This is a genomic window from Streptomyces sp. NPDC052020, assembly GCF_040680575.1.
Classification (GTDB): domain Bacteria; phylum Actinomycetota; class Actinomycetes; order Streptomycetales; family Streptomycetaceae; genus Streptomyces.
Window position 1 is genome coordinate 35926 of the sequence record NZ_JBFAWY010000028.1, and the last position, 12130, is coordinate 48055.

General features: G+C 73.2%; 13 protein-coding genes and 2 pseudogenes. 6 read left to right on the forward strand and 9 right to left on the reverse strand.

Features of this window, described 5'->3' with window-relative positions; translation table 11 throughout:
* Positions 1–310 precede the first annotated feature (310 nt).
* Complete coding sequence (locus AB0L74_RS25490) at positions 311–553, forward strand: hypothetical protein (protein WP_365656740.1); 243 nt, start codon at positions 311–313, stop codon at positions 551–553.
* Positions 546–1640: a response regulator gene (locus AB0L74_RS25495; RefSeq protein WP_365656743.1), complete on the forward strand. Its 1095-nt coding sequence runs from the start codon at positions 546–548 to the stop codon at positions 1638–1640. Before AB0L74_RS25490 ends, AB0L74_RS25495 begins: the two co-directional genes overlap by 8 nt.
* Positions 1641–1817: 177 nt before the next feature.
* Here AB0L74_RS25495 and AB0L74_RS25500 read toward each other — a convergent pair whose 3' ends face one another.
* Positions 1818–2522: an NUDIX domain-containing protein gene (locus tag AB0L74_RS25500; protein WP_365656746.1), complete on the reverse strand. Its 705-nt coding sequence runs from the start codon at positions 2520–2522 to the stop codon at positions 1818–1820.
* Complete coding sequence (locus AB0L74_RS25505; RefSeq protein WP_365656749.1) at positions 2519–2902, reverse strand: DUF4406 domain-containing protein; 384 nt, start codon at positions 2900–2902, stop codon at positions 2519–2521. The genes AB0L74_RS25500 and AB0L74_RS25505 overlap by 4 nt, the downstream gene beginning before the upstream one ends.
* A 49-nt stretch (positions 2903–2951) precedes the next feature.
* On the opposite strand from AB0L74_RS25505, the gene AB0L74_RS25510 reads away from it, so the two are divergent.
* Together AB0L74_RS25510 and AB0L74_RS25515 are read left to right on the forward strand one after the other, a co-directional pair.
* The gene (locus AB0L74_RS25510) at positions 2952–3710 is read left to right on the forward strand and encodes a DeoR/GlpR family DNA-binding transcription regulator (RefSeq protein ID WP_365656752.1); all 759 of its coding nucleotides are present in this window, start codon (positions 2952–2954) and stop codon (positions 3708–3710) included.
* 246 nt (positions 3711–3956) lie between these two features.
* Positions 3957–5237 (forward strand): MFS transporter, encoded by a 1281-nt coding sequence (locus AB0L74_RS25515; RefSeq protein WP_365656755.1) that lies wholly within the window; start codon positions 3957–3959, stop codon positions 5235–5237.
* 166 nt (positions 5238–5403) lie between these two features.
* On the opposite strand, the gene AB0L74_RS25520 is transcribed toward AB0L74_RS25515, so the two are convergent.
* Together AB0L74_RS25520 and AB0L74_RS25525 are read right to left on the reverse strand one after the other, a co-directional pair.
* Complete coding sequence (locus AB0L74_RS25520; protein WP_365656758.1) at positions 5404–6048, reverse strand: TetR/AcrR family transcriptional regulator; 645 nt, start codon at positions 6046–6048, stop codon at positions 5404–5406.
* A gap of 408 nt (positions 6049–6456) precedes the next feature.
* On the reverse strand, positions 6457–7272 hold the full coding sequence (locus tag AB0L74_RS25525) for a glycoside hydrolase family 75 protein (RefSeq protein ID WP_365656761.1): 816 nt from the start codon (positions 7270–7272) through the stop codon (positions 6457–6459).
* A 490-nt stretch (positions 7273–7762) separates the two neighbouring features.
* On the opposite strand from AB0L74_RS25525, the gene AB0L74_RS25530 reads away from it, so the two are divergent.
* Positions 7763–8686 carry a fibronectin type III domain-containing protein gene (locus AB0L74_RS25530; RefSeq protein ID WP_365656906.1) on the forward strand — a complete coding sequence of 308 codons (924 nt, stop codon included), beginning with the start codon at positions 7763–7765 and terminating at the stop codon, positions 8684–8686.
* Positions 8687–8851: 165 nt separating this feature from the next.
* Complete coding sequence (locus AB0L74_RS25535; protein WP_365656764.1) at positions 8852–9403, forward strand: hypothetical protein; 552 nt, start codon at positions 8852–8854, stop codon at positions 9401–9403.
* Between the two features lie 352 nt (positions 9404–9755).
* Here AB0L74_RS25535 and AB0L74_RS25540 read toward each other — a convergent pair whose 3' ends face one another.
* The 5 genes and pseudogenes from AB0L74_RS25540 to AB0L74_RS25560 all read right to left on the reverse strand — a co-directional run bounded on the left by AB0L74_RS25540 (position 9756) and on the right by AB0L74_RS25560 (position 12112).
* A complete protein-coding gene (locus AB0L74_RS25540) occupies positions 9756–10151 on the reverse strand; it encodes a hypothetical protein (RefSeq protein WP_365656767.1) in 396 nt (131 codons plus the stop codon).
* Positions 10152–10671: 520 nt separating this feature from the next.
* Positions 10672–11079 (reverse strand): annotated as a pseudogene (locus AB0L74_RS25545) (transposase); the annotation flags it as partial.
* 127 nt (positions 11080–11206) lie between these two features.
* Positions 11207–11395 (reverse strand): hypothetical protein, encoded by a 189-nt coding sequence (locus AB0L74_RS25550; protein ID WP_365656770.1) that lies wholly within the window; start codon positions 11393–11395, stop codon positions 11207–11209.
* Positions 11396–11488 (reverse strand): annotated as a pseudogene (locus tag AB0L74_RS25555) (transposase); the annotation flags it as partial. It abuts the gene before it with no gap.
* Positions 11489–11560: 72 nt separating this feature from the next.
* On the reverse strand, positions 11561–12112 hold the full coding sequence (locus tag AB0L74_RS25560; RefSeq protein WP_365656773.1) for a PadR family transcriptional regulator: 552 nt from the start codon (positions 12110–12112) through the stop codon (positions 11561–11563).
* Positions 12113–12130 lie beyond the last annotated feature (18 nt).

Consider the following 12130-nt stretch of genomic DNA (forward strand, 5'->3'; position numbering starts at 1 on the left):
GGGTCCGGGCGCCTGTTCAAGAGGCTCATGCCCTGTCGATCCAGTGGCCGACGCCCTGTCGGTCCAGCCGCCCGGTCGGCCCCATTGACGCGGGTGTTGCCGCAACACCTGGCTGCTCACCGGCTCCGACCTGCACATCGCCACTGTTGCGGGCCACCGGGCGGAGGCGGCAACAGCCGTGGGACGTTGCCGATTTGTCAGTTGCCTGGCGCAACGGATCCATCTGCCGTCATGGTGTGGCTCATCGCACGGCGGGCCCATCCGGGGCGCGTCGGCCGGAGTCCGGCAGGGACGGGGAAGGACAGGCCCGATGGATCGTTCGCTTGTGTCGGTGAGGGGGGCACTGGTGCTGTTGCTCGCGGCGCTGGCCGGTGTGTGCGTCGGCCTGCTGTCGCTGCTGGCCGGCAACGGGACAGCGGGCGGCGTGCTCGCCGGGCTCACCGCCGCGGGCGGGGCCGTGCCCCTGTTCAACCAGGCGATCGCCCCGGACACCGCCCACAGCAGGCCACGCGATCGCGAGGCGGCAGCGAAGGAGGGCGACACCCATGGGTGAGCTGCGTCCACTCGCCGAGAACCTGACGCCGCAATCGCGTGCGCTGGCCATGGCGCTGCGGGAGCTGTTCGAGGGCCTGGAGGTCTCGGTCCGCCGCTACGCGGCCCGCCGGGTGCGCGACGCCGGCACTTTCTCCCGTTACCTCAACGGCACTCGCGTCCCGCCATGGGAAGTGGTGATGGACCTGTTCACCGACGTGGCCGAGCACCGTGGCATGGCCGCCACCCCGGACGCCATCGAACTGGTGCGCTGCCTGCACCGGGCAGCGGTCGAAACCAGCGCCTCGCCCCGCCACGCGGTCGACGTGCTCGAGCAGCAACTCGCCGAAGCCGACCGCGTCTCCCGCCGTTCCACCGCCCGCGGCGACGCGCTGAGTGACGCGCTGCTGGACCGCAAACACCGCATCGCCGACCTGGAGGTACGCCTGAACCAGCTGGAAGCGGAATGGAGCGCGGAACGGGAACGAGCCGAACGCCTGGCCGCTGCCCATCCCGACGTCACCGACCTGCTGCACGAACGCGACCGGTTGCAGGACGAAGTCACCCACCTGTCCGCTCAGCTCCGCGAAGCGCGCGAACAGCGCGACGAAGCCGAACAGCGCTGTTCGCTGCTGGAACGACAGCTGGAGGCGGTCGAACACGTCCGCGCCGCCACCGCCGCGCCACCCGCGGTGCCACGGGCCATGCCCAAGGTCCTCATCGTCGATGACCAGCCGGACAACCTGCTGGCCATGACCGCCGTCCTGGCCACCCTCGACCAGGAACCGGTCGCCGTCTCCTCTGGCCGCGACGCCCTCAAAGCACTCCTGGACCACGACGACTTCGCCGTGATCATCATGGATGTCCAGATGCCCGACATGGACGGCTACGAGACCGCTGCCCACATCAAACGCCGCCCTCGTACCCGTGACGTGCCCATCATCTTTCTCACCGCCATGGGCACCGACCCCGAACACTCCGCCCGTGGCTATGCCGCCGGCGCGGTCGACTACATCGGCAAGCCCTTCGACCCCTGGGTCCTGCGCGCCAAGGTCGCGGTCTTCACCGGCATCTACCTCGAACAGCGGCGCCTGACCGCAGCCCAGTGACCACCGGACGACGTCGTCGCCCCGCCGACGCGGACGGCGAGTCCGGTAGCGCGGGAGGGGAGGGCGAAGAAGTGCGGAGCGGTGCGCCGGGCGTGGGGCGGCGCGGCCTGGCTCGACACCGACGGCCGCCCGCGCCCCGGCCCCGCGGCTGTCGTCCCGGTCTCGGGGCCCGTGGAGTCACTCCGGACGGAAGGGCGCGGCGCGGTCTGCGGACTCCCGCCAGTGGGTGAAGGGGCCGTCCAGGGCGGCCCATTGCAGGAGCAGGACGGTCTTGCCGTCGGTGATGCGTCCGTCGCGGGTCATGGCGAGGGCCTCGGCGAAGGGAAGTTCGAGGACCTCGATGTCCTCGCCGTCCTCCTCGAGTCCGCCGCCGGGTCCGGTCCGGTCGGCCGGGGTGTAGGGGGCGGCGAAGAAGTGGAGGCGTTCGGTGACGGAACCGGGGCTCATATAGGCGTCGAGGATGTGGGTGAGCGGACCGAGGGTGACGCCGAGTTCCTCGGCGCTCTCGCGTCGGATGGCGGTGTGCGGGTCGTCCGCGTCGAGCAGCCCCGCGGCCGCTTCGATGAGCATGCCGTCGGGGTGGTCGTTGACGTAGGCCGGATAGCGGAACTGGCGGGTGAGCAGGACACGGCCGCGTGCGGTGTCGTAGGGCAGGACGACGGCGCCGTTGCCGCGGTCGTAGGTCTCGCGCTGCTGGGTTTCCCAGCGTCCGTCGCGGCGGCGGTAGTCGAAGGTGGTGCGCCGCAGGACGTGCCAGCCCTGAGAGGTGAGCTCGACGTCACGGATCACGACGCCCGGGTTGCGGTGCAGGTCGCGTCCGGCCTGGTCGAGGCCGGTGCGGCCGCGGTGGTCGGGAAGGTCGATACCGGGGCGGGGTCTCACGCGGCCCCCCGCGGGGTGCGGCGGGGAATCCCGGCCGCGTCGTGGTAGACGGGCAGGCCGCGGCGGCGGGCGGCGGCGACGTCCTGGTCGGCTCCGGCGGAGTCGCCGGGCAGGCGCAGCACGGCGTCGCAGTGCGCGAGCAGGCGGTCGGCGGCCGGGTAGAGCACCTGGTCCGCGAGGGGGTCGGTGGGACCCGCACCGGCGGAGCGCAGGACGGGCAGGGCGATCCATTCCCCGATCACGGGGAGGTGGCCGGCGGCGAAGACCGGCCAGGCGGCGGCTTCGAGGCGGGCGAGGTTGGCGGCCATGGCCTGCGGGTCGCCGCCCGTGCCGGAGCGATAGGGCCCGGCGATGAGGATGAGCATGGGCTTGTCGGTCATGGGGCGCTACCATACATGCCAGAACGTGCAAGAACAGGAGAGAGTGTGCATGCTGGCTGCTGAACGACGCGACCACCTGCTCGGTCTGCTGGCCCGCGAGGGCAAGATCGTCGCCAAGGAGGTCGCCGCCGAACTCGGGATTTCCGAGGACAGCGTGCGGCGCGACCTGCGCGACCTCGCCGCCGAGGGACTGTGCCAGCGGGTCTACGGGGGCGCGCTGCCCGTTTCCCCGGCGGTGGTCGACTATGCCGCCCGGCAGACCGTGGCCCCGGACGGCAAACAGAAGGTCGCTTCGGTGGCCGCGGGGCTGGTGGGGCCGGGCGGCGCGCTGATTCTCGACGGCGGCACCACCGCCCTGGCCGTCGCCCGTGCCCTCCCCCAGGATCTCGCCTGCACCGTGATCACCCACAGCCCGACGATCGCCGCGGCGCTGCTCGGCCATCCGCGAGCGGAGCTGTTCCTGCTCGGGGGCCGCGTGTTCAAGCACTCGGCGGTGACCTGCGGTGCCGCCGCGGTGGAGGCGGCGCAGAACGTCTCCGCCGACCTCTGTCTGCTCGGCGTCACCGGCGTGCACCCCGAGGCGGGACTGACCACCGGCGACGCCGAGGAGGCGGCGATGAAGCGCGCCCTGTCCGCGCGGGCCGCCGACACCTACATCCTCGCCTCCTCGGAGAAGATCGGCACGGCGTCGCGGTTCCGCGTCCTGCCCTGGCAGGAGGTCAGCGGAGTGATCACCGACGCCGACCCCCACGACGCGGTCGTGGACCGGCTCAGGACGCTCGGCGTGGAGGTCCTGACAGCCGGCTGACAACGACGGGAGCGGACGGCGGAGCCGGCCGGCAGCAGGATCCTCCAGGCGTTGCGGGCCTTACCCGACCGGCGTCCGCCGGCTCTGGCCGCGGTCGAGCACCAGGGGGTCGGCTACCGCCTCACCGCTCCGTTTCCCGACGGGGAGCCGCCGGCGAGATGATCGTGGCCGGCCGCGAACCCGGCCGATGGTTCGGCTGACCGGCACGGCCGGGCGGCCGGCGGACCGCATGGACGAGGAGTCAAGGTGGCAGGGGCAGGGACGGACGGCACGGGGCGACGCGGCCGCAGCAGCCGGCCGCTCCTGGCGGCGGTGGCGATCGACTCGCTGGGCACGGGCCTGTATCTCCCGCTGTCACTGCTGTACTTCCTACGGGTCACCGATCTCGACCTGTCGACGATCGGCCTCCTCGTCAGCGTGGCCACCGCGCTGACGCTGCCGGTGCCGTTAGCCGTCGGACGGCTCGTCGACCGGCTCGGGCCGCGGCCGGTGGTCGCCGGCGGCCAGGCTCTGCAAGGGACCGGCTTCCTGCTCTACCCGACGGTCTCCGGGGCGGCGTCGCTAGTGGCCGCCGTCCTGGTGACGACGGTCGGGCTGCGGATCTACTGGTCCTCGGTCTTCACGCTCATCGCCGACCACGCGGACGCCGAAGGCGTGGACGCCAAGGACCACTGGTTCGCGCGGACCGGGATGATGCGGGAGACGGGCGCCGGCGGCGGGGCGCTGCTCGCGGGCCTGCTGCTCACCGCCGACTCCACGCGCGTGTACGACGGGCTGGTCCTCGGCAGCGCACTGGCGTTCCTCGCCGCCGCGCTGCTGGTGGTCTTCGCGGTGCCTTCCGCCCCGCACGCCCCGCCACCGGCCGGGGCCCACGTCGGCCTCCGGGCGCTGCTGCGGGACCGTCCCTATCTCGCGCTGATCGGGACGTGCACGATCTTCGCCCTGTGCAGCACGTTCCTCACCCTGTCGCTGCCCGTCTACGTCGTCCAGGGCCTGTCCGGACCCAGTTGGGCCCCCGGCCCCCTGCTGGCCCTGAACACCCTGCTGCTGGCCACCTGCACGGCCGCCTACAACCGCTTCGTCCGCCGCCACTGCACCCGCGCCCGCGCCATGGCGTGGGCCGGCGGACTGTGGGTGCTGTGGTGCGCCGCCTCCGCGGCGGCCGTGCTGCTGCCGTCCAAGGCGCTGGTGCCGTACCTGGTGGCCGTGGTGATGTGCTACACCATCGCGGAGATGACCTACGGCCCCTCGTCGAACGCCCTCGCCGCGGCCGCGGCGCCGGCCGGGTCGCGGGGCACCTACCTGGCGGCGTTCCAGTACTCCTTCGCCTGCTCGAGCATCGTCGCGCCCAGCCTGTTCGGCCTGCTCTTCAGCCAGAACCGCCTGCTCCCCTGGCTCGCCGTGGGCCTCCTGGCCACGCTGGGCGGAGTGCTGATGCTGCGCCTTGAGCACCGGCTGCCACCGGAACACCGAACGCCGGAGCACCAGGGCGGCACCCAGGACGCCGTGCCGGAGCGCGCGGAGTGAGAGGAATCGGACGGCGGGCCGGCCACCACCGGCGACGCGCGTGGCGGCCGGCCCGACGCGAGTCCGCGGCAGCGGATCAGGGTGCGCGCGCTGCCGGCGACTGGAGAACCGCCCCGTCGGGAACAGCGCGCTGCTCGCCCGGACTCGACGAGTCGCGCGGCGTCCCTCAGGTGAGCCCCTCCGTCGCCACGGCGAGGGCCGAACGCAAGGTGGCCGCCAGCCCGGCCCTCGCCGTCCGGGGGTCGGGGGCCGGGCCGGCGGCGTGCCAGGCGTGGTGTTCGACCGCCGCGCGCAGCGCCGCGTTGAACATGGCCGCCTGGATGGCCGGACGCAGGTCGTCGGCGGGCAGGCCGGCCCGCTCGGCGAAAGCGCGGGCGAAGACCGGCTCGGCCTCGTCGTACGTCTGGAGCCAGACCGCGCGCAGTCCCGGTTCGCTGCGGGTGAGCCGTACCAGCGCTCCGACGGCGGCCGGGTCGGGGCCCGGCAGCAGGCGGTCGTCGCCCGCGAGGTCCCGGTCGAAGTCGAAGGCCTCGTCCAGCGGCCGGCCGGGGCGCCACTGCCGCAACTGGGCGGCGATCACGTCGATGCCGGCGGCGAGCAGGGGACGTACGCAGCTCTCCTTGCTCGGGAAGTAGCGCCACACGGTTCGCGCGGAGACGCCGACCGCCCGCGCGATCTGCTCGCCCGTCGTCGCCGTGACGCCCTGGGAGACGAAGAGGTCCACCGCGGCCCGGGCGATCTCCAGCCGGATCTCCGCCTTGCGCTCCTCGGTCAGGGGCGGTCGTCCGGTCCGTCCGCGGGCTGCCGTCATGGGTCTCCTCCGGCTGGGTGATCGTCGCACAGGGATTGTCCACCGTCCGTCCGGCGCGGCGTGGCGGGGGCGGGCCGGTGCGGCCCCACGGGCAGCGCGCGGCCGCCGGCGCCGTGGACCGCGGGCGGAGCGTCCGCGGGCGGTGGCGCTCGCCCCGCGCTGCGCCGGCCGCGGGCGGGCCGCCCGGCCGCAGGCGCGTGCGGCGCCGGTGGTGTTCCTCGCGGGCCGCGGGCGACCTCGGCGGCGCCGCCTGCGTCGACGACGACCGGCTCGCGCTCCCCCGCGCGGTCGGCGGTGCGGGCCTCCTGGGCGGGCCGGACCGGCCTGCGGGCACGGCGGCCGGCCGTCAGGCGGGAGGCGGCGGTGGCGCTCCGGGGCGGGCTGGGCCCCGGCAGGATCGCGGCGCCCTCAGTCGCCGCGGGCGAACCGCCGGGCGAGCCGTTCCCCGGTCAGCGCCGCCGCGGTTCCGTCCTCGATGGGCGTGACGCGGCTGCCTTTGAAGACGATGTAGGTCACCCCGGAGGGCGTGCCGCCGGTGTGCGGGTCGGGGTCGATGCCGAGGGCCTCGGCGGCGGCGTAGGACGCCTCGCCGATGATGTCGCGCGGCCCGGTGTCGCCGACGACCGCGTACCGGACCCGGTCACCGTGGACCACGGCCGCGACCGACCCGCCCCGCACGCCGTGCGCGCGGTGGTCCCAGAGGCGGCTCGCGGCGGGCACGACGATGTAGGGGAGGCGTTCGGCGTCGAGCGGGCGGCCGTCGGACTGGGGGTAGGCCGTGGCTGCGGTGTAGGAGCGGTCGGTGCGGTGGTTGCAGCGGGTCCCGGGCTGCCCGTCGCAGTCGATGTCCATGTCCGCCTTCCAGAAGACGACGTCACGGGTACCGCAGACCGGGATGTCCGCCGGCGCTGCGGCGTCGCTGCGGTAGCGGCCGTGTGAGACGGGGACGCACTCCCGCACCCTGGCCAGCAGTTCGGCGGCGCGGACGGCTCCCTCCTGCCTCGCGGCCGGCTTCGGACGGGCCCGGCCCAGGCGGAACCGGTCCGCGCGGAACCTGTCCGCGCGGAACCTGTCCGCGCGGACCGGTGCCGGACGGGCCGGCTCGGTGTGCGCCGGTTCTGCGCGAGTCTGTGCCCGCGGCTGCTGCTGCGGGGCCGTGACCGGCGCCGTCGGGGCGAGCAGGGCGGCGCCGGCCGCCACCAGGGTCAACGACTGGAGACGCACGAGGGGCCTTCCGTCGGGAACATAACGGACGTTCCGCCCAAATGTGGTCCCGGATCGATCACGGGTCCAGCATCGGGGGCCAGACGGCGTACGGCCCCGCGCCGCTCCACCGGCGGCCGGGCACCCGTGCCTGTGCCGGCTCCCGGCTGCCCGGCCGCCCGCGCCGGCGCGGCATCAGCGACGACAGCGGTCCGCGCCACCGGCCCGAACTCCCCAGCGGTCTTGGGGCATTGGGCCGTACAGAGCCTCAGCATACGTAACCCCCGGACGCGGTCACCAACGGCACCCTCTTGATGTGGTCGCGCCAACACCGGCATATTGGTCCGGACCATTGCCGTCGCGCCGTTCCGGGAGGGCTGCCGTGCGAGGCGTATCCGTTGCCGACGTTCCCGAGGTTCCCGCCGCCGCGGGGGCCGGCGGCGGCTCCTCCGCGTCCCCGGCCCCCGCCGCCACCTGGCGTCGCTGCGCCCTGTTCTGCTCGGCGCTCACGCTGGTGGCGTCCTGCGGCTGGGGCGCGGGCTCCGGCGAGCCCGGCGGCCGGCTGCCGGGGGCACCGACGGGCGTCACCGCCGAGGCGGGCAGCGCGACCAGTGTGCACGTGATGTGGAACGCGGTCGCCGGGGCCGAGCGGTACGAGGTGTACCGCGGCCGCGCGAAGGTGACGGAGGTGGCCGGTTCGGCGCGCATGGTGGACGTGACCCGGCTGCGGCCGTCGACCGCGTACGTCTTCACGGTGCGGGCGCGGGACGCCGACGGGCGGCTCGGGCCGCGCAGCCGCGAGGTGCGGGCCACGACGCCCGCGGCGGTCGCGGCCGACCGCTCGGCGCCGACGCCTCCGGAGCGGGTCAGGGGCCGGGCGGCCGGGGGCCGGGTCGTCCAGCTGTCCTGGTCGGCGGCGCGGGACGACCGGGGCGTGGTGTCGTACGACGTCTACCAGGGCGGCGCCAAGGTCCACAGCGTGGGCGGCGGCCAGACGGCGGCCGTCGTGACGGGGCTGCGGCCCGGCACCCGGTACTCCTTCACCGTCCGGGCCCGGGACGCGGCCGACAACCTCTCCCCCGCCGGTCCCGCCGTCCGCCTCACCACGCCGGGGACCGACGACGGACGGGCCACCGCCCCGACCGGCCTGCGGGCGAGCAGCCACCGGGCCGACGGCGCGTACTACATCGACCTGGTCTGGGTCCCGCCGCGCGCGGACGGCCTGGTCACCGAGTACCAGATCCACCTCGACGGACGGGCGGCCACCTCGCTGGTGTTCGGCGGGAAGGCCCCGCGCGACCGGGCGGAGTACAGCTTCTACGCCGGGCAGGAGGCCGGTGTCACCCACCGGGTGCGGCTGCGGGCCAGGCTGCCCGACGGCACCTGGGGCGGGTTCTCGGCGGAGCGGACGGTGACGACGGGAGGCCGTCGGTGAGACCGCCGTCCGCCGGCGGGCCCGGTACGTCACCTGGGCGGGGGCGCCCGGCATGCGGGCGCCGTCACGGCCCTGTTGGCTGCCTGTGAGGCAGCACGGGCGTTTCCCGATCGGCGGCGCGAGGGACGTACCGCCGGCCGTGCCGCCGGAGGGCAGGCGGTCCACATGCGCATCTCCCCGTCACTTCTCCGCTGGGGCCCGGCCGTGGCAGCCGCCGCGCTGCCCGTCGCGCCGGCCGCGGGGCCGGCTGCCGCGGTGTCCGGGATCTCCGTGAGCACGAGCGGTTCGACGGTGTCCGTCACGACGAGCGCCTGCGGCCGGATCAACGGCAGCTGGGGCACCGCGTCGCTGCTGGACAGCGGCCAGACGAGCTTCGCCCAGGGGCGGCAGGCGGCCCTGTCGGGGACCGGCGCCGAGCAGTCCGCCGCGTGGCCGAACGTCACCCCGGGCACCTACACGGTCATCGTCCTGTGCTCGAACAACAACACCGCCGGCACCCAGACGGTCATCGTCGCCCCGGCATCCTCCCCGTCCCCCAGCCGGCCGGCGGCGCCGGCCGCCACGGCCTCGCCGTCACGCGGTGTCCTCGGCGGCGTCGGCGGGGCCGTGCGGGACTACGGCACCGCCACCCTGGTGGCGGGCGGCGCCCTGGTCGGGTCCGGGGTCATCGCCGGAGTCTGGTTCCTGCGCCGCCGCGCCAGGCCGTACCGCTTCTAGAACACCAGACGCCGCTTCATGTCAGCGACCAGCCATCGCCATAGGCCCAAGACCTGCGAGAACGTGTCGCACCTGACCAGCCGTCACTGCCATGACCTCACCGCTACGAAGCCGACACATCGCAATTCGGATTTACACCGCCTTGTCCCGCTTCTCTTCTGCCGATTAAGTCGCTTTTGTCCATCAGTGGTTCGAGCGGTACGCCCGGCCCGGAGAGCGCCGGGACCCCGGCCGAGGGCAGAGCTCAGCGACCGGGGTCTTGGTGTTCGCACTGGTCAGACGAGGTTGTGTGGTGTGCTTCCGCTACCGGGAGGCTCAGTCTCTACGCAAAACCTCCGCAGGTAGCCACCGCTCACCCGTTGGTCTTCTGCACCCCCGCATACGTGATTGTGTCGCTGGAGGCGCCGCACCATCGCGCGCTCCTGGCGTTCGGGCCCGGCGTCTTCCACGGCCCTTGAGCGGTGTAGATGCTCCCGGTGGACCGTTTGCAGGTGATCGTGACCCGGAACTGGCCGTTCCCACTCGTGCAGGTGGCCTCACCGAGACCGTTCGTGAACTTCCTGGCCGTGCAGCCAGACGGAGCCGCGATGACGACATCCGTCGTGCCGGGCGCGAGACGGAGCTCGTCGCGGACAGCCCCCGTCAGGGTCTGCGACTGCGCGGCCGCCACCCCCGGGGCGCCGAACGCGAACGCACCGACTGCGAGAATCCCCGCGCCAATGACGCGCATACGGTTTTCGAAGAACACTGGGCCTCATCCCTTCGAGTCGACTGACCCTTACGTAAGGTCAGGTCCTGACGGCGAACGCCGCCGACACCGGCCACGGCACGGCCGCCACAGCAGATTCCGGCACTCCACATCGGAATCTCCTGTCGGCTGCGAACCGCTCCGTTCCAGAAGTTGGCCCGCCGTCCTGGGCCCCCTCCCGACTTGACGTGGAGCCTGTTGCCAGTACAGCGCACGGACCGTCAAATCATTTCACCGTCCTGTCTCTAAACCCCGCTAAAAGGTACGCAGCCATATCAAGGAGATTGAACTTTGATCGCTTTTCGACCTTCCGTTCGAATTGATCAGTCGCGATACTCGGCCTCGTTCCAGCAGATCACCAGCAGACAGCGGCCCACCCCTTCCATGACCAGTGCGCAGACCGCCCCCGCACACCCAGGCCGCCGGCCGATACCCCGCGGCTGTCAGGTGAGAACCGGAGTGCGATGTGTCGCCCACACGACAGCGGACCGCTTGGGGATGTACCACGTCATGTCAGCCACTAGGGTCCGCCTTCAACGGATCTTGCCCAGAGCAGGAGCGATGCGAGTGTGACCGTTGCTTCGTATGAGGTGGCGGTCTTCTCGTATCGGGTGGCGATGGCACGGAAGCCCTTGAGCTGGTTGAAGCAGCGTTCGACGAGGTCGCGTCGGCGGTAGATCTCCCGGCTGAATCCTGGTGGCCGGCCACCGCGGCTTCCGCGGTGCTGCCGGCGCCGCTGCCGGTCGGTCTTTTCCGGGATCGTGTGCGCGATGCCGCGTCGTCGCAGGCAGCCGCGGAAACCACGAGAGCTGTATGCCTTGTCCGCGATCACATGGTCGGGGTGGCAGCGTGGCCGGTCCGATCCGGTGCGGGGAACACGGACGTTGTCCAGCAGGGCTTGTGCGCAGACGCTGTCGTAGCGCTTGGCCGGGCGTACCTGGCCGCGCTCGACGTGCGCACCGAGGGCGCGTCGTCATCAGCCCGGGCGTGGCCCGGTGTGACCAGGAGGGCGAGAGGGCGGCCCCTGCCGTCGCAGGCGAGGTGGACCTTGGTGGTCAGTCCGCCTCGGGATCGGCCGAGGGCGTGATCGTCCGGTGCGTCCTGCCGGTGTCTCCCCCTTTCTGGCCGGTCGCGGCGGCGTGCTGGTGGGCGCGGACGATGGTGGAGTCGATCTGGACCAGCCAGTCGATGTCCCCGGCGGCGTCCGCCCGGGCCTGGATCTGCTGCAGGGCCCGGGTGAACACACCCTCGATCGCGTAGCGGCGGAAGCGGGTGTAGACCGTCTGCCAGGGCCCGTAGCGTTCGGGCAGGTCACGCCACGAGATGCCGGTACGGATCTTTCCTAGGGTCTGTCGTCACACTCCCGTCGCCGGTGCGCCGCGCCGCCCGCCCGTGTCCGCGGCGCGCCCTCAGGCGGGCTCGCTGCCGGGCAGGTCGGCGAACTCCGCCAGGGCGTGGCGCAGCCACCGCGTCCAGAACGTCTCCAGGTCGATGCCCGCCCGGAGCACCAGGTGCCGCAGCCGGTCCTCGGCGCCGTCCTTCCCGGGCGGGAAGTCCCGCTCCTCGATCTCCCGGTACTCGGCCAGCTGCCGCTCGTGCAGCTCCAGATGGCGCCGCAGGTCGGCTTCCAGGCCCGTGGTGCCGACGACCGCGGCGGCCCGCAGACGCAGCGGGAGCGGGTCCCGCATGGGCTTCGGGTCCTGGGCGGCGGCGGTCCAGCGGGCCAGTTCGTCGCGGCCCGCGGGCAGGACCTCGTAGCTCTTCTTCTGTCCGCGGGCCGGCTGCTCGGCCGGCAGGGCGCGGATCAGGCCGTCGGCCTCCAGCTTCCCCAGCTCGCGATAGATCTGCTGGTGCGTCGCCGACCAGAAGTAACCGATCGACTTGTCGAACCGGCGGGTCAGCTCGAGCCCCGACGACGGCTTTTCGAGCAGGGCGGTGAGGATCGCGTGCGGGAGTGACATGGGGGTCATCCTAGGGAC

Excerpts from the sequence above, each read along its gene's own strand:
- AB0L74_RS25560 (WP_365656773.1), bottom strand. The coding sequence starts at position 12,112 with ATGTCACTCCCGCACGCGATCCTCACCGCCCTGCTCGAAAAGCCGTCG.
- AB0L74_RS25505 (WP_365656749.1), bottom strand. The coding sequence starts at position 2,902 with ATGACCGACAAGCCCATGCTCATCCTCATCGCCGGGCCCTATCGCTCC.
- AB0L74_RS25520 (WP_365656758.1), bottom strand. The coding sequence starts at position 6,048 with ATGACGGCAGCCCGCGGACGGACCGGACGACCGCCCCTGACCGAGGAG.
- AB0L74_RS25490 (WP_365656740.1), top strand. The coding sequence starts at position 311 with ATGGATCGTTCGCTTGTGTCGGTGAGGGGGGCACTGGTGCTGTTGCTC.
- AB0L74_RS25535 (WP_365656764.1), top strand. The coding sequence starts at position 8,852 with ATGCGCATCTCCCCGTCACTTCTCCGCTGGGGCCCGGCCGTGGCAGCC.
- AB0L74_RS25495 (WP_365656743.1), top strand. The coding sequence starts at position 546 with ATGGGTGAGCTGCGTCCACTCGCCGAGAACCTGACGCCGCAATCGCGT.
- AB0L74_RS25510 (WP_365656752.1), top strand. The coding sequence starts at position 2,952 with ATGCTGGCTGCTGAACGACGCGACCACCTGCTCGGTCTGCTGGCCCGC.